Below are 14169 nucleotides of genomic sequence, written 5' to 3'. Positions count from 1 at the left end.
ACGGGCCTCCTCCCCCGATTGGGGGATCTTATATGCGGGGGTTGACGCTCGGGCCGAAATAGCCCACTATAAGGGCGTACAATAGATCCAGCTTCCTGTTGCCCTCATGCATGTTGCATGAGGGTGTATTATAGGGAAATTTCAAACTCCATCCTGATTCACATGATTAAGGGAGACAACACGGTGCACAAATTCCAATCCGTCCTCAAAACTCGCCGCGAGAAGGGTTTCACGCTCGTTGAAATGGCCATCGTCCTGGTCATCATCGGCTTGATCCTTTCGGCCCTGTCCGTTGGTAAGGACCTGCAGCGGAACGCCAACTACAAGCAGATCATCAACAAGTTCGTCGGCCAGTGGGCTCAGGCCTACAACCAGTACTACGAGCGTACCGGTCTGGTTCTCGCCGACAACGAGACCACCCCCACCGGTAAAGTCGGCGGTCGTACCGGCACCAACGGTTCCGAGTGGTCCGGGGCCACCCTCTCCGGGGAGATGAACTCCTGGGGTATCAAGGTTCCCCTGGGCGACGGTGGCGCTCCCGATGGCGTGGGTCGTACCCGTCTGACCTATCATGACACCGCCGGTCGTCCCCACACCCTGTTGGTCTCCTTCATCTACCAGAATTTGCGCGCGGCTAATTCCGGCGGCAACTTGGTCGGCAATCTGATGAAGATCCAGGATGTGGCTCCCCAGTTGGCCAGCACCATGGACTCCCTGATCGACGGTGAGATCGGCTACAGCGCGGGCAACTTCCGTACCGAAGCTGATTTCGCTCGCACCCAGGAAGAAAATGACAACGAAGTCGGCGTCACCGCTTGGTGGAAGATGACCCAGTAATTCGGAATTTTCCGAATCATCTGTTTGAAAAAGCCGGTCGCAAGACCGGCTTTTTCTTTATGGATTTCGGTTGAAGCATTGACCTGACGCCCCGGCTTTGGTCCAATATTGCCCCTGGATCGGGGGTGCGTGCCGCCCGTTGTTGTTCCTTTCACCCTGCAGGAGATTATCGCCATGGCTCGTGTTTACAACTTCAGCGCAGGCCCGGCCGTTCTGCCTGTGCCGGTCCTCGAACGCGCCCGCAATGAGATGCTGGATTACCAGGGCAGCGGCATGTCCGTCATGGAGATGAGCCATCGCTCCAAGGTCTACATGGCCATCATCGCCGAGGCCGAAGCCCTGCTCCGCGAGTTGATGGGCATCCCCGCCAACTACAAGGTTCTCTTCCTGCAGGGGGGGGCCACCCTCCAGTTCGCCATGGTGCCCATGAACCTGGTCGCCGACAGCACCACCCCGGTGGATTATATCCTGACCGGCATGTGGGCGCAGAAAGCCGCCAAGGAAGCCGCCAAGTTCGCCAAGGTACAGGTGGCCGCCTCCTCCGAATCGACCAATTTCAACCGTATTCCGCAACAGGCGGAGCTGAATCTCGATCCCAAAGCCTGTTACGTTCATATGACCTCCAACAACACCATCTTCGGCACCGAATTCAACTATGTGCCCGAAACCGGCGACGTGCCGTTGGTGGCGGACATGTCCTCCAATATCCTCTCCCGCCCCGTGGATGTCTCCCGCTACGGCATCCTCTACGCCGGCGCCCAAAAGAATCTTGGTCCCAGCGGTGTCACGGTGGTCATCATCCGGGACGATCTGGTGGGACGCACCGCCGCCAAACTGCCCACCATGATGGACTACAAGCCCCAGGTGGAAAACGGCTCCATGCTCAACACCCCGCCCACCTATGCCATCTATATCCTGGGACTGGTGCTGCAATGGGTGAAGGAGGCCGGGGGCGTCGCCGCCATCGAAGCGCGCAACATTCGCAAAGCCAATCGCCTCTATCAGGCCATCGACTCTTCCAGTTTCTACCGCAATCCCAACGAACCGGAGAGCCGGTCCCGCATGAATGTCCCCTTCACCTTGGCCAAGCCCGATCTGGAAAAGACCTTCCTGGCGGAAGCCAAGGTGGCCGGACTGGTCACCCTGGAAGGGCATCGCTCGGTCGGCGGCATGCGCGCCTCCATCTACAACGCCATGCCGGAAGAGGGGGTGGAAGCCCTGGTCGCCTTCATGCAGGATTTCGAGAAACGTCACGCTTGACATTTTTCGGAGGTTGGCCAACAGTGCAGGGAGTCCTCAACCCGATCACCCGTGGAGAGCCCCGTGACGAACCCCGTGCCGTGGTCGGACGCTTATTGCCTGGGCATTCCCGAGGTGGACGGTCAGCATCGGCGCCTGTTTCAGATTTTTGACGAACTCAATGCCTCGGTGGCCCAGGGCACCGGCATCGAATCGATGGCGACCTTCCTGTTGCGACTGAAAGGCTATATGGCCTGTCATTTCCGCTACGAGGAGATGCTGATGAAAAACAACGACTATCCCGACCTGGAAGGTCACGCCGCACTGCACCATCAGATTCGCGGAGACTTCAACAAATTGCGTCGCCAGTTCGACCAATCCGAAAGTTCGGGTGCGCAAATGCGGGTTGTGGAGGAGATGGTCCGTTTTCTTCATACCTGGCTGATGGATCACATCCATCGGGCCGACCGCGCCTTTGGCCTCTATCTGCATGAAAAAAGCGTCCTTTGAGGAGACATCCGCTCCGGAGGTGACCGTTTCGGCACCTCCGGAGCGGTGTGTCCCCACGCCGATTCAGGTCACCTTCGACCAGGGCACCCTCCTTATTCAAGCCGGTTCAGCCGACATGGCGCCACTGGTTCATCTGGTGCAATGGGATCCGAGGGCCAACGCTTTTCGCACCCAGGCCCGTCATTACGGACCTATTTTATTGAATCTGCACCAACGCAAGATTCCCTTTCAAGACCAGGCCCGGCAATTTTCCACCCGAGACTTTCGCGCCAGAGGCGAACCGCCCATGCGCCCTCACCAGCAAGAGGCCTTGAACGCCTGGAACAAACAGGGCTGCAAGGGTGTGGTGGTATTGCCAACCGGCGCCGGGAAAAGCTTGCTGGCCCGAAGGGCCATGTGCCTGGTGCAACGGGACACGCTGATCCTGGTTCCCACCCTGGATCTGATGCATCAATGGTATGAACAGTTGTCCCGAGTCTTTGCGCAACCCATCGGCCTGCTGGGAGGCGGTGATCGTCTGGTCGAGCCCATAACCGTCTCCACCTACGATTCCGCCGTGATCCACATGGAGCGCATCGGCAATCGCTTCGGCTTTCTGGTCTGTGACGAATGCCACCATCTGCCGACACCCTCCACCCGTCTGGCGGCCACCCTGTGTATCGCGCCCTTCCGGCTGGGTCTTTCCGCCACGCCGGAAAGGGCGGACGGGGGGGAGCAGCAGCTTTTCGACCTGTTGGGACCCCTGTGTCATCGCACCGAAATTCCCGAACTCGAAGGTTCCTTTCTGGCCCCCTACCGCTGGGAACAGGTCGCCATCGAGCTGGATGCCGACGAGCGCGAGGCCTACGAAAGCTCTTATGCCCACTATCGCCAGTTCATCAAGGAACAGGGTATCTCCTTGAAGGATCCCGGCGGCTGGAGTCGCTTCATCCAGATTTCCGCCCGTTCCCGGGAAGGACGTGCGGCCATGGAAGCCTGGCGTGTGCAAAAACGTATCGCCCGGGCCTCCCGATCCAAGTTGCGCTCCTTGTGGGAGTTGCTGCGTCGTCATCGGCAGGAGCGCATCCTGATTTTCACCGACGACAACGCCACCGCCTACACCATCGGGGAGACCTTTTTCCTGCCGGTCATCACCCATCGCACCAAGGTTTCCGAACGCAAACGCTTCATGGATGCCTTCCGTTCCGGGGCTTGGTCGGTCATGGTCTCTTCACGGGTTCTCAACGAAGGTGTGGATGTTCCCGAAGTGGCGGTAGGCATCATCGTTTCGGGCACCGGCAGCGTGCGGGAGCATGTGCAGCGACTGGGGCGCATTCTGCGACCGGCCAAAGGCAAACAGGCCATTCTCTATGAACTGGTCTCCTCGGATACGGCGGAAACCTTCACCAGCGCCAGACGCCGTCAGCATCTGGCCTATCAGCGCCAGGAGGAGGCATGCTGACTCGGGACTTGTTGCGTTTTGCCATTCGCAATCAGCAGCTCACTCCCCGCTTCGTGGACCTGACGGATCAGAGTCTGCTCAATCTCGGAGACGACCTGATCACCTTGCATCGAGAAGGCCTCGGCCAAACCAGTGAAGAGCTTGAAGACGCCGCCGACACCCTGGTCAATGCCAGCCGCAGTCCCAAGGTGGCCAGAGGGTTGCTGAAACTGGTTCAGGACCGTTGTCAATTCAAATCTGCGGACGATGCCGTCATGCGCCTGCGGGAGGAGATTCTGGCCCACTCCGCCCGCCTGATCGGTCAACCCGGCATGGGCCATCTGGAAGCCTTTCGCGCCGAGGTGGCCAAAGCGTTCGACACCTCTCCCGACGAACTTTCCGAACGGCTTTACGGCGACCTTCCGCAACGTCTGACGCTGCTCGCCTTCGATGACCTCACGCCTGTGGAACTGCTCAATCGTTACAATCTGGCCCAGGTTCAAGGCATCCTGATCACGGCGGGCTCCCTGACCCTGACCCTGGAAGATGAGCAGGTCGGGCGGTTACGTCAGGTGTTGCGCGCTCTCAAATTCTTTCGCCTGCTGGTACGCATCCACCCCCTTTCAGCCAATCGTTACGACGTTGTGGTGGATGGTCCCCTGTCCATTTTGGAACAGACGCAGAAATACGGCTTTCAACTGGCCTGTTTTTTTCCCATCGTCACCCTTCTGACCCACTGGCGGCTCGAAGTGACGGTAAAATGGCCTGAAAAGCCCGTCATGACCCTGACCTTGGATGAAACCTCGCCCCTCCGGCCCCCGCACCGACACCTCGGCACCTATCGACCGGAAGGGATCGATCTCTTTGCCAAGGCTTTCCTGGATGCCGATTCGGAGTGGCAACTGTTGGAGGAGCAAGTCGCTTTGCTCGATTTAGGGGGGCAGGAGTTATGTGTCCCGGATTTCACCTTTCGGCATCGTTCGGGCAAGGAGGTTCACCTGGAGCTTTTTCACCCCTGGCACGCCGGCCCGCTGACCCGCAGGTTGACGGCTCTGGAGAAGGGGTCCACCGCTTCGGCAACCCTGCTGCTGGGGGTGGACCGCAGTCTCTCCCGCCGCCCGGAGATGATGAGTCTGTTGCAGGGATCGGCCTGTTTTGGCAAAAAGGGTTTTCTGTTCAGCGAGATGCCGCCTGTGGGCCGGGTGGTGAAGATTTTGAATGAGACGTTGGCCTGATGATGAAGTCCAGGTTTGAATATTTGCCTTTCAACATGTTTCCTTTAAAGTATCAAAAAAAGAAAATGTTTTGACTTTTTATTTTATAATAATACATTTAATAAATTTTCATAGAATCAATAAACAAGTCAAAAGACAGAACATTTTCTTTTTTTGATACTTAAAAGACAAAATATTGAAAATATAAAACACAAAACAGCGTCAGGACTCTTCCGGTTTACTGTAGCAGGGACAGGGAACGTGATACAAAGGGTTGCCTGGAGCGTCCAGACGCATGGCCACCAAGCGCCGCCCGTAAACACAAGCCCCGTCCAAACCAACGGCGTGTTGACTCAACTGCACCCCCGCCCCCGCCCAATGGCCGAAGACCATCTTCTCTTCCGGAGACCAATGGCGATAGCTATGCCAGGGCTGAACCGGAGACTCCGGTGGCGGCAACATGAAGGGATGGGCCAACCCCGACTTTCGCAGCATGCCCGGCCAGACCATACTCCCATCGGCGGCGCAAACCCGAATCCGGGTAAAAACGGTGATGTCGTACCAAAGGCGCATCCGGGCCTCGGAAGGGGGAGGCTCCTTCACCGGCAGATGGCCCCACTGGCCGTCGAATACCGATGCGGTGTGTTCCGGATTCCCCAGAACCGCCGAGGCGGCCCTGGAGCGGGCCATCGCCTCATCCAGACTCCATCCGGGAGCAATGCCCGCATGCACCATGCTCCAGCCCAAAGCGTCATCGCGATGCATGAACGGCAAACCGGAGAGCCATTGCAGCAACTCCTGCCGATCCGGCGCGTTCTGCAACCACTCGAACCAGGCCCCGCCGCCACCGGGATGAACCCCCGCCAGGACGGAAATGGCGCGCAGATCGTGGTTGCCCAATACACAAACCGCATCCTCGCCGAGGCCGCGCACCCGGTTCAACACTTCCATCGACTTGGGGCCACGGCTCAACAGATCGCCGACGAACCACAAGCGGTCCCGCCCTCGGGTGAAGTCGATGACCTTCAGCAATTGCTCAAGCTCGTCGAAGCAACCGTGAATGTCCCCAATGGCGAAGATGGCCATCGCACTCTCCCGGAAAGTAGCCGTCACTGTTGGGGCGTTTGACATTCACCATCTATTGGTCCCTGGCGGCGTTGCAACCCGGTTCGGAATGTCATGTAGGCGAACTACATTCCGCTTCCTCACCATCTTGCGCCTTGCCAGGAACCAAAATCAGGCAAATGTCAACACACCCTAGGATTTTCCCCAATTCTTGAACGGATTGGCCACAAGATTGGCGTTGAAATAGCGCGGATCGTCGGAAACTTCCCGTCCCACCCAATCCGGCAGGGTGACTTCCTGGTGTTCGTCCCGCAACTCGACTTCGGCCAGGATCAGCCCCTCGTTTTCACCGAAGAACTCATCGACCTCCCAGACCAACTCCCCCTGCGGAATACGATGGCGTTTCTTCTCGATCAGGGGCCGTTCGCAAATTTCCTGCAGCAGGATGCGGGCATCTTCAAGGGGAATGGGGTATTCGAATTCCGAGCGGGTCACGCCCCGGGTCACGCCCTTGATGGTCAGGGTACCCTTGTCCCCGGCAATGCGCACGCGCACCACCCGTTCCCGTACCGTGGAGAGGAATCCCTGGCGATATTCCGAAACTTCACCCAGATGACGCCAAGCCTCTCCACGAACCAAAAACTTCCGTTCGATTTCCTTTGCCACTGTTTCCTCCCCCTGAAGGCACCCCGTGTTCAGGGTACCAAATCCTCCGGCCATTTTTCAGCGCCACGGGCGGGACTTTCACCACGCAGCAACGAAGCGAATGCCGTCATCGCCTGCCAGGCGCTGCCGATGGGATAGTAGAAACCATCCCAGTTGTCGTGCCCCTCCCCGTCGTAGACGGGCAGAACGTAATCGAACTTCCAGGCCTCCCTCATTTCCAGGATGACGGCGACGCTGCGACGTTCGATCTCCTCCAGATCCGGAAGGGAGAGGTTCCCCTTGAACTTGCGGGTGCGGTGCAACAGTTTACGGCGCTGCACATCAGCCACGAATCGTCCCAGATCGACCCGTTTGTCCGCCTCCTTCAGATAGAGAATCTCCTGCATCGACAGCGGAGAGAGGAAGATGGACAAGGTGGGAAAGCGTTGCCAGAATCCCATCTCCCGCATTTTCACCGGCACGAAGGAGTTACCCTCGTAGAAGGCCACCTTCCCCTGGGCCAGGATGGTGGCAATCTGAGTCACATTGAGGGCCTGCAGATCCCCACGCACATTGGCCAGGATATGGTTGTCCTTTCCCGCCATGGCTTCGATCTCACCACGGGGGCGGAAAAAGTAGTCCCGCCCATCCTCCTCACCAGGCCGCGGAGCCCGGTCATTGAAGAGTACCAGTTGCTGGAACGAGCCCACCAAATCGGGATAAAAACGCCGCATCGCCTTGTAAAGGGCATTCTTCCCGGCGCAGGAAGGTCCCGCCAGTATCACCAGTCTGCTCATGAAGTCTCCGAATAACCAGCACGAAGGAGCCTGCCGCCGGGAAGCCCGGAGAAGGAAACCCTACTTCATGGAGAGTTCCCGCTTGAATATCGCCTTGTGAATGTCTCCCAGGCTGACGATGCCGACGAGCTTGTTCTCCTCATCGACCACGGGAATGCGCCGAAAGCTGTGCAGCGCCATGTAGGAAGCGGCTTTCATGATGGGCTCATCCTGATTGACGGTGAAGACCTTGGCCGTCATCAACTCCCGCACCGTTTTGGACATGACATCGGCGTAAGAGTGTTCCATGGTTTCGAAATCCCGACCGCGCAGAGGATCGTTGAGGAAATCGGCATAGCTGGGCAACAGGCAGTTGAGGATATCCTTTTCGGAGATGATGCCGATAAGGGCCTGCTCCTCGTCCACCACGGGCAACCCGCTGATCTTGTTGGTGCAGATGACGGCGGCTACGTTGCGTACCGTATCGTCGGGGCGGGTGGTTCGTACCTCTTTGATCATCACTTCCTTGACGAGCATTGCCTGATCCTTTCATGCAAATGATGGCCAGAACGGCCGTGGGGTTTTTGGTTTCTATCCAAGGAGCCACCCCGTCTTATTCATAAATTTCTGCCAAGACGAGGCGAAATTGTCCGCCCCTTTTCCGGGTCGAGTCAAGGAAGGGAATCATACTCCGGTTCCCACCCCGCTTGACTCTTCATCTCCTCCAGCAGATCCCCCGCCACTTCGCGAACCATGGGATCGGGATCGTCCAGGGATTTTTCCAAAAGGCGCAAGGCGCTTCGGGGACAATCGATCAGGGAGAGAAAATGGCAGGCATCCCCGCGCATCCGCGCCTCGGGATGCTGCACCAGTCTTTCCAGGGCAGACAAAAGGCCGACGGCCAATCCGCTGCCCTGCAACTCCTCCAATACCACCCCCATGCCCAGGCGGGTCTGCAGTCCGACCTCGACATCGGCCATCAGCAAGGCGAAAGCCTGCAGTCGGGCCGGATCTTCGCGGACCATGGCCAAAACCCGGTGGCGCTGACCGCGATTGAGACGATCCTCGAAGTAGACGGCCATGCCCCGAATATGGTCAGCCCGTTCAGCCCAGCGCAACAGCTCGGCATAGCCCTGCGCCTCCTCAAAGACAAACGGACCGATGCGGTACCAGGGCACGCTGCGAATGCCCAACCGGGAGACCTCCCCGGCATGATACGGGGCCTGCAAACCCTGCAACGAAGAGAGCCTGCCCTCTTTCAACAAGCGGCTCATGCCCTCCAGCACCATGCCGCAGTGGGGACACCCCGGCGCAACGACCAATAATGCATCCGGTGGAGTGCGCTCTTCCATTTCTCTCCTGAATGAACGAAGCGTAATGCGCTTTATGGACAATCGCCGGCAGTCTTGGTTCCCGATTCCCTGCGAAAAGCATATCCCATGAGCACGGCCGGTTCTCTTGCCGCCGAGGTGAGGTAGTAGCCGGGGCGTTCCCCCTGGCGTGAAAACCCGCACCGTTCATACAAGCCAAGGGCTGGGCCGTTGGAAGCGCGCACCTCCAGTTCCATACCCTCCCCCCCTTGAGCGCATGCCTTCTCAAGCAGGTCGAGCAACAGCCGTTTGCCCACCCCCCTGCCCTGCCAATCCGGGGTGACACCGAGGATCATCAATTGCCACCAGTCGCATTGCCGGCGCGCCACGGCATAGCCGATCACCTCTCCGCTCGCGGTGCAGGCCACCCTTGTCAGGGCCTTTTCGAGCAACTCCTCTTGAAATTGCCGCGCCTTCCACGGCGGAGAACCGATCCGGGCCTCGATCCCGGCCAACCCGGGGCAATCCGCCTCCGTCATGCCGCGCAGAACGATCATTTCGCCGCAGCGAGGGTAATCTGGGGAGGTCGCAGATAGAGGGGTTCACAAGGATCCCAGGGAGAAAGCAGTTCATCGTCCGGCAACAGGGCCGTCAACCGGGCCAATCGATCCAGATCCACCCACGGCTGCTGAAGCGGAAAAATGAGTCCGGGAAGGGGATCGCCCTCCCCGAGCAGCGGGCTGCCATCGCCCACCACCGCCAGTTGGCCCTCCGTGGCGGCAAATGCCGACAACGCCTCGCCCAAGGGATGCGGATGCCACAGGCGGGCGGGCCAAAGAGTCCGGGGAATGGGGGCGGCACAGTCGAAGAGCGCCCCGTGAACCTCGCCACGTCGGGCATCGAGTACCACCGCCACCTTCGAAAGGGCCTGCGGGGCCCCGTGATACATGGCGGCGTGCAGACTCAGTGTGGACAAGAGGGCCAGTGGGGTTCCTCGGGAAAATGCCAGGCCCTTGGCCAGACCCAACGCCACCCGCAAACCGGTGAAGGAACCGGGCCCCGCCGTCAACCCGATGCGATCGAGCCGGTCGGGAGTGAGTTCCGCCTTCTCCAGCAGACGATGCACCAGCAAAGCCAGGCCGCTGGAGGAGCTGGTCAAGGTACCCTCCAGACGTTCGGAGAGCAACGGCGAACCGGTCCGGGCAATGGCCGCGCCTGCGGGTCCGAAGCCGGCATCCAGCACCAGAATGTTCATGGTCACCCCTGTGGAGGCGGATCGACATGGAAAAAGCGCCGCATCTCCTCCAGATCACGGGTGATGCGTACCGGAGGCAACCCGGCGCGGAATTGCCGACCGTAGGGCCGGTTCATGAAGCGCACGTCGAGAATGGCCATGGCGCCCCGATCATCCTTGCGCCGCAACAGGCGGCCCAACCCCTGTTTCAGGGTCAAGACCGCCTTGGGTAACGACAGATCCCGAAAGGGATCCCCCCCTTGGTGGCGGATGTAACGGGAGCGGGCGGCAATCAGCGGATCGCCCGGCGAGGGAAAGGGCAGCCGGTCGACCACCACCAGGGATAAGGCCGCTCCCGGTACATCGACCCCTTCCCAGAAGGTTCCGGTACCGAGCAACACCGAGGCCTCTTCCCGACGGAACTGATCGAGCAGTTCCCGTTTTGCGCTCTGTCCCTGCCAGAGCAACGGATAGGGCAGCGACTTCAACAACTCCTGGCGCACCCCTTCCAGCATGCGAAAGCTGGTGAAAAGACAGAGGGCCCGTCCCCGGCTGGCCTGCAACAGGCGTTTCAGCTCCTCCGCCACCGCCTGGGGATAGGAGGGGTGGTCCGGTTCCACGAACTCACCGGGCACGTAGAGCAGGGTCTGGCGAGACCAGTCGAAACTGGTGGCCAACTGTTCCGTGGCCGTCTTCTCCGGTTCGCATCCCAATTGCCGTATCTGATACTGAAAAGCGTCGGCCCCCTGGCTGGTAGCCAAGGTGGCGCTGGTGAAAATCAGGCTTTTGAAACGAGGGAAGAGATTGTCCTTCAGGGTATCGGCCACCGACAGAGGAGCCGCCTGCAACAGGATGCCCTTGCCCCGGCTCTCCCACCAGTAGGCCCGTTCGGGGTCATCCAGAGTACGCAGATGGCCCGCCACCTCCAGAAGCTCTTCGGCGCGTCGACCACAGGCGGCGATGCCCGTTCCCCGACTGCGGTGGGGTTCCAGGGCCTGCATCAACTCCTGCAGCGCCGACTCGCATTTGATCAGGGCCCTGCCGGGCTCCCGGTTCATATCCTCCGGTTCCAGGCCTTTCTTGTTGTCTTCGGCGGGAAAGGCGTTGCGCAACACCGTAGCCGCCTCTTCCAACACGGTCGCCGCTTCCGACACCCGGGTATCGTCCGCCGCCTCCTGAAACTCGGCGCGGGTATCCCGCGCCAGTTCCATCAAACGGAAATTGCTCAATTCCCAACAGAAAAAACGGGTCACCACATCGGGTAACTGATGGGCCTCATCGAATACCACCAGATCGCACTTGGGCAGCAACTCGCCGAAGCCCTCCTCTTTCAGGGAGAGATCCGCAAAGAACAGGTGGTGGTTGACCACCACCAATCGGGCCTTGAGAGCCCTCTCCCGGGCCTTGAGCAGGAAACAGTCGTCATAGTCGGGACACCCCTTGCCCAGGCAACGCTCTCCTCCGGCATGCAGCGCCCCCCACATGGGCAGGCTCTCCGGGAGACCGTTGATCTCGTCGCGATCCCCGGTCGAGGAGGTGTTGCTCCATCGGTCCAGAACCTCGAACCAGCGGCGGTCGGCCCCTCGCAGCAAAGGATAATGGGTGCGGAACTGGCGCAGACGGTAGAGACAGAGATAGTTGGCCCGACCCTTGAGCAGGGCCACATTCAGGTTGGCCCCCAGCGCCGCCTGGAGTTTTGGCAGCTCCTGCTCCATGATCTGATCCTGGAGCGCTTTGGTGGCCGTGGAAATGATGGCCTTACTGGAACGGCTCAACAGCGGAAGCAGATAGGCTACGGTCTTGCCGGTGCCGGTGCCCGCTTCCACCAGGAAGACCCGAGGCTCGGCAATGGTCCGTATGACCCCGGTAGCCATGCGCCACTGGGCGGGACGGGGCTCGTAACCCCCGTGAGCCCGAGCCCACGGACTTTCGGGGCCCAGCAGTTTATTGACTTCCTCTTCGATGTTCACACCCACTCACCCATTCCCTTGACCCGCCCTGCCATTGCCGTCAGGGTAGGACGGAAGGTGATCCCGTGCAAGCGTTGATTCTCAAGCCCTTCCTGAAATAAGATACGCTCATGAAAATCGCACGCCGTTTCAAATTCGAGGCTGCTCACCAACTGCCCTATCACGACGGGGCCTGTCGGCGTTTGCACGGTCATACCTATCATCTGGAACTGGAGCTCCAGGGTCCGGTTCGACCGGTCCGTCCGGAGGATCCCCAGTCGGGGTTCGTGGTCGATTTCGGCCTGTTGGACCGCTTGATCAAAGGCGACCTGCTGGAACCCTGGTTGGATCATCAGTACCTCAACGACCATCTGCCCGGCATCCTCTACCCTTCCGCCGAGCGGCTGGCTGCCTGGATTCTGGTCTGGTGTCTGGATCATGCCCCCCTCGGGGAACTTCTGGGTCGGGCGGGGGTGACTCGGGTAAGACTTTGGGAAACGCCCCGTTCCATGGCGGAAGCCACTCCCGAGGAGGCCCGTCAACTCTTTCCCCGGGGGCTTCCCCTGCCCTGACGCCGTGATGACCACCTTTCCGGTCTGCGACCTGTTTCATTCACTGCAGGGAGAGGGTTCCCGCGCCGGGATGCCCATGACCTTTCTGCGCTTCTGGGGTTGTCCCCTGCGCTGTCCCTGGTGCGACGAACCACGGCATCGGGATCCGGCAACGCGGCAGGATCTCTCACTGGAAAGACTCGACGAGAAGATCAATCGTTTGGCCGGGGGCAACCCGCATCTGTTGCTGACCGGAGGGGAACCGCTGGCGGTTGCGGGTTTGCAGGGGCTTGTGGACCACTTCCGGGGCCGGGGATACTCCCTGGCCATGGAGACCAGCGGCGAAGGCGGGCCGTTCCCCGATGGACTGGACTGGATCACCCTTTCTCCCAAAACGGTCCTGCCGGAAGACCACTTTCGCCGTGCCGACGAGGTGAAGTTCGTACTGGGGCCCGGAGAAAACAAGGAGGAGGAGGGCTTCATTCTGGAGTGGAGTCGCCTCCACCATCTGGTTCTGGTCCAACCCCGCTCCCAGGGAGGAAAGATGGTTGCCTCGGCTCGGGAACGCTGTCTGAAACTGGTACTGGCCTCGGAGGGACGCTTGCGCCTCTCCCTGCAGATTCACAAATGGCTGGGCCTGCCGTGAAGCCCCCGGTGCCGCGATTGCTGCTGATCTCCGACGGTCTGGCCGACCCCGCCCTTCCCGACAAGGTGGAAGCCGGCTGCCGGGGCGGTCTGCCCGCCTTCCTGCTGCGTGAACCCTCCCTCGATCATCGGCGGTTGCAGTCCCTGGCCATCGAACTGCTGGGGCTGCTGATGCCGCGCAAAGTGACCTTTCTGATCCATGCCCGGGTGGAACTGGCCCTCACGCTGCCCCATGCGGGTTGCCACCTGCCCGGAAACGGCATGCCGACCCGTCAGGCCCGGGCCATCCTCGGCCCGGAGCGACTGCTGGGCAGATCCTGCCACACCTCGCGCGAGATGCGTGTGGCCTTCGGAGAAGGAGCCGATTACGTAACCCTCTCCCCCCTTTTTTCCACAGCCTCGCATCCGGGGGCTCCGGCACTGGGGCTTGAAGTCTTCGCTCAATTATGCCGGCAGGCGAACGGACCCTGTCTGGCACTGGGGGGAATCACCGCCGACAATGCCCCTCAGGCCATCGAAAACGGGGCCCACGGCGTGGCGCTGATTCGGGCCATTCTGGAAAATTCCGACCCGGAATCGGTTACACGCCACCTCTGCCGACGCATCATACCGTGAAAAGAGCCTTCAAAACACAAAAAGATGGGCGTAACCGTTACCGGACGGCGGCAAAAATTGAATAGTGCTTTTGATTGTGTTAGACAAAGACGGTTTCGGGAACTCGCAATTTGTTCTATCCTGGTACGTCAAAAGCGGGTAGCCTATGATGGTTTGACG

General features: G+C 59.9%; 16 protein-coding genes. 8 read left to right on the top strand and 8 right to left on the bottom strand.

The annotated features are described in order from the left end of the window. The first annotated feature begins 162 nt into the window (after nucleotides 1-162). The 5 genes from HQL56_00295 to HQL56_00275 all read left to right on the top strand — a co-directional run bounded on the left by HQL56_00295 (nucleotide 163) and on the right by HQL56_00275 (nucleotide 5241). Nucleotides 163-837, top strand: a complete 675-nt coding sequence (locus HQL56_00295) for a type II secretion system protein (protein MBF0307953.1) — start codon at nucleotides 163-165, stop codon at nucleotides 835-837. Nucleotides 838-1011: 174 nt separating this feature from the next. Continuing rightward, the gene (gene serC / locus HQL56_00290; GenBank protein ID MBF0307952.1) at nucleotides 1012-2097 is read left to right on the top strand and encodes a 3-phosphoserine/phosphohydroxythreonine transaminase; all 1086 of its coding nucleotides are present in this window, start codon (nucleotides 1012-1014) and stop codon (nucleotides 2095-2097) included. A gap of 63 nt (nucleotides 2098-2160) precedes the next feature. Then, nucleotides 2161-2586, top strand: a complete 426-nt coding sequence (locus tag HQL56_00285) for a hemerythrin family protein (GenBank protein MBF0307951.1) — start codon at nucleotides 2161-2163, stop codon at nucleotides 2584-2586. After that, nucleotides 2567-4027: a DEAD/DEAH box helicase family protein gene (locus tag HQL56_00280; GenBank protein MBF0307950.1), complete on the top strand. Its 1461-nt coding sequence runs from the start codon at nucleotides 2567-2569 to the stop codon at nucleotides 4025-4027. Before HQL56_00285 ends, HQL56_00280 begins: the two co-directional genes overlap by 20 nt. Continuing rightward, entirely contained in the window at nucleotides 4021-5241 is a 1221-nt protein-coding gene (locus HQL56_00275) for a DUF790 family protein (protein MBF0307949.1), read from the top strand. The genes HQL56_00280 and HQL56_00275 overlap by 7 nt, the downstream gene beginning before the upstream one ends. Nucleotides 5242-5442: 201 nt before the next feature. Here HQL56_00275 and HQL56_00270 read toward each other — a convergent pair whose 3' ends face one another. The 8 genes from HQL56_00270 to HQL56_00235 all read right to left on the bottom strand — a co-directional run bounded on the left by HQL56_00270 (nucleotide 5443) and on the right by HQL56_00235 (nucleotide 12226). Then, nucleotides 5443-6306 (bottom strand): symmetrical bis(5'-nucleosyl)-tetraphosphatase, encoded by an 864-nt coding sequence (locus tag HQL56_00270; protein MBF0307948.1) that lies wholly within the window; start codon nucleotides 6304-6306, stop codon nucleotides 5443-5445. Nucleotides 6307-6477: 171 nt separating this feature from the next. Then, the gene (locus HQL56_00265) at nucleotides 6478-6951 is read right to left on the bottom strand and encodes a CYTH domain-containing protein (protein MBF0307947.1); all 474 of its coding nucleotides are present in this window, start codon (nucleotides 6949-6951) and stop codon (nucleotides 6478-6480) included. Nucleotides 6952-6980: 29 nt separating this feature from the next. Further along, complete coding sequence (locus HQL56_00260; protein MBF0307946.1) at nucleotides 6981-7727, bottom strand: hypothetical protein; 747 nt, start codon at nucleotides 7725-7727, stop codon at nucleotides 6981-6983. 60 nt (nucleotides 7728-7787) lie between these two features. Then, nucleotides 7788-8243, bottom strand: a complete 456-nt coding sequence (locus tag HQL56_00255; protein MBF0307945.1) for a CBS domain-containing protein — start codon at nucleotides 8241-8243, stop codon at nucleotides 7788-7790. Nucleotides 8244-8377: 134 nt separating this feature from the next. Next, entirely contained in the window at nucleotides 8378-9058 is a 681-nt protein-coding gene (locus HQL56_00250) for a HEAT repeat domain-containing protein (GenBank protein MBF0307944.1), read from the bottom strand. A 32-nt stretch (nucleotides 9059-9090) separates the two neighbouring features. Beyond that, nucleotides 9091-9573, bottom strand: coding sequence for a GNAT family N-acetyltransferase (locus tag HQL56_00245; GenBank protein MBF0307943.1), 483 nt, complete (start codon nucleotides 9571-9573; stop codon nucleotides 9091-9093). Beyond that, nucleotides 9570-10271 carry a tRNA (adenosine(37)-N6)-threonylcarbamoyltransferase complex dimerization subunit type 1 TsaB gene (gene tsaB, locus HQL56_00240; GenBank protein MBF0307942.1) on the bottom strand — a complete coding sequence of 234 codons (702 nt, stop codon included), beginning with the start codon at nucleotides 10269-10271 and terminating at the stop codon, nucleotides 9570-9572. Before tsaB ends, HQL56_00245 begins: the two co-directional genes overlap by 4 nt. 2 nt (nucleotides 10272-10273) lie before the next feature. Continuing rightward, nucleotides 10274-12226: an ATP-dependent DNA helicase gene (locus HQL56_00235; protein MBF0307941.1), complete on the bottom strand. Its 1953-nt coding sequence runs from the start codon at nucleotides 12224-12226 to the stop codon at nucleotides 10274-10276. A 104-nt stretch (nucleotides 12227-12330) separates the two neighbouring features. On the opposite strand from HQL56_00235, the gene HQL56_00230 reads away from it, so the two are divergent. The 3 genes from HQL56_00230 to HQL56_00220 are packed head-to-tail and all read left to right on the top strand — an operon-like array spanning nucleotide 12331 to nucleotide 14010. Then, on the top strand, nucleotides 12331-12771 hold the full coding sequence (locus HQL56_00230) for a 6-carboxytetrahydropterin synthase (GenBank protein MBF0307940.1): 441 nt from the start codon (nucleotides 12331-12333) through the stop codon (nucleotides 12769-12771). Nucleotides 12772-12778: 7 nt separating this feature from the next. Beyond that, the gene (locus tag HQL56_00225; protein ID MBF0307939.1) at nucleotides 12779-13396 is read left to right on the top strand and encodes a 7-carboxy-7-deazaguanine synthase QueE; all 618 of its coding nucleotides are present in this window, start codon (nucleotides 12779-12781) and stop codon (nucleotides 13394-13396) included. Next, entirely contained in the window at nucleotides 13378-14010 is a 633-nt protein-coding gene (locus tag HQL56_00220; protein MBF0307938.1) for a thiamine phosphate synthase, read from the top strand. The genes HQL56_00225 and HQL56_00220 overlap by 19 nt, the downstream gene beginning before the upstream one ends. The last annotated feature ends 159 nt before the right edge of the window (nucleotides 14011-14169 follow it).

This window comes from Magnetococcales bacterium (assembly GCA_015231925.1).
Taxonomy (GTDB): domain Bacteria; phylum Pseudomonadota; class Magnetococcia; order Magnetococcales; family JADGAQ01; genus JADGAQ01.
Note: the sequence above shows the minus strand (reverse complement) of the source record. Positions and strands in the feature narration are given on the sequence as shown.

Coding starts and splice junctions, on each gene's coding strand:
- tsaB (MBF0307942.1), bottom strand. CDS start 10,271: ATGAACATTCTGGTGCTGGATGCCGGCTTCGGACCCGCAGGCGCGGCC.
- HQL56_00250 (MBF0307944.1), bottom strand. CDS start 9,058: ATGGAAGAGCGCACTCCACCGGATGCATTATTGGTCGTTGCGCCGGGG.
- HQL56_00260 (MBF0307946.1), bottom strand. CDS start 7,727: ATGAGCAGACTGGTGATACTGGCGGGACCTTCCTGCGCCGGGAAGAAT.
- serC (MBF0307952.1), top strand. CDS start 1,012: ATGGCTCGTGTTTACAACTTCAGCGCAGGCCCGGCCGTTCTGCCTGTG.
- HQL56_00280 (MBF0307950.1), top strand. CDS start 2,567: ATGAAAAAAGCGTCCTTTGAGGAGACATCCGCTCCGGAGGTGACCGTT.
- HQL56_00225 (MBF0307939.1), top strand. CDS start 12,779: ATGACCACCTTTCCGGTCTGCGACCTGTTTCATTCACTGCAGGGAGAG.
- HQL56_00245 (MBF0307943.1), bottom strand. CDS start 9,573: ATGATCGTTCTGCGCGGCATGACGGAGGCGGATTGCCCCGGGTTGGCC.
- HQL56_00270 (MBF0307948.1), bottom strand. CDS start 6,306: ATGGCCATCTTCGCCATTGGGGACATTCACGGTTGCTTCGACGAGCTT.
- HQL56_00255 (MBF0307945.1), bottom strand. CDS start 8,243: ATGCTCGTCAAGGAAGTGATGATCAAAGAGGTACGAACCACCCGCCCC.
- HQL56_00295 (MBF0307953.1), top strand. CDS start 163: ATGATTAAGGGAGACAACACGGTGCACAAATTCCAATCCGTCCTCAAA.
- HQL56_00230 (MBF0307940.1), top strand. CDS start 12,331: ATGAAAATCGCACGCCGTTTCAAATTCGAGGCTGCTCACCAACTGCCC.
- HQL56_00220 (MBF0307938.1), top strand. CDS start 13,378: ATGGCTGGGCCTGCCGTGAAGCCCCCGGTGCCGCGATTGCTGCTGATC.
- HQL56_00275 (MBF0307949.1), top strand. CDS start 4,021: ATGCTGACTCGGGACTTGTTGCGTTTTGCCATTCGCAATCAGCAGCTC.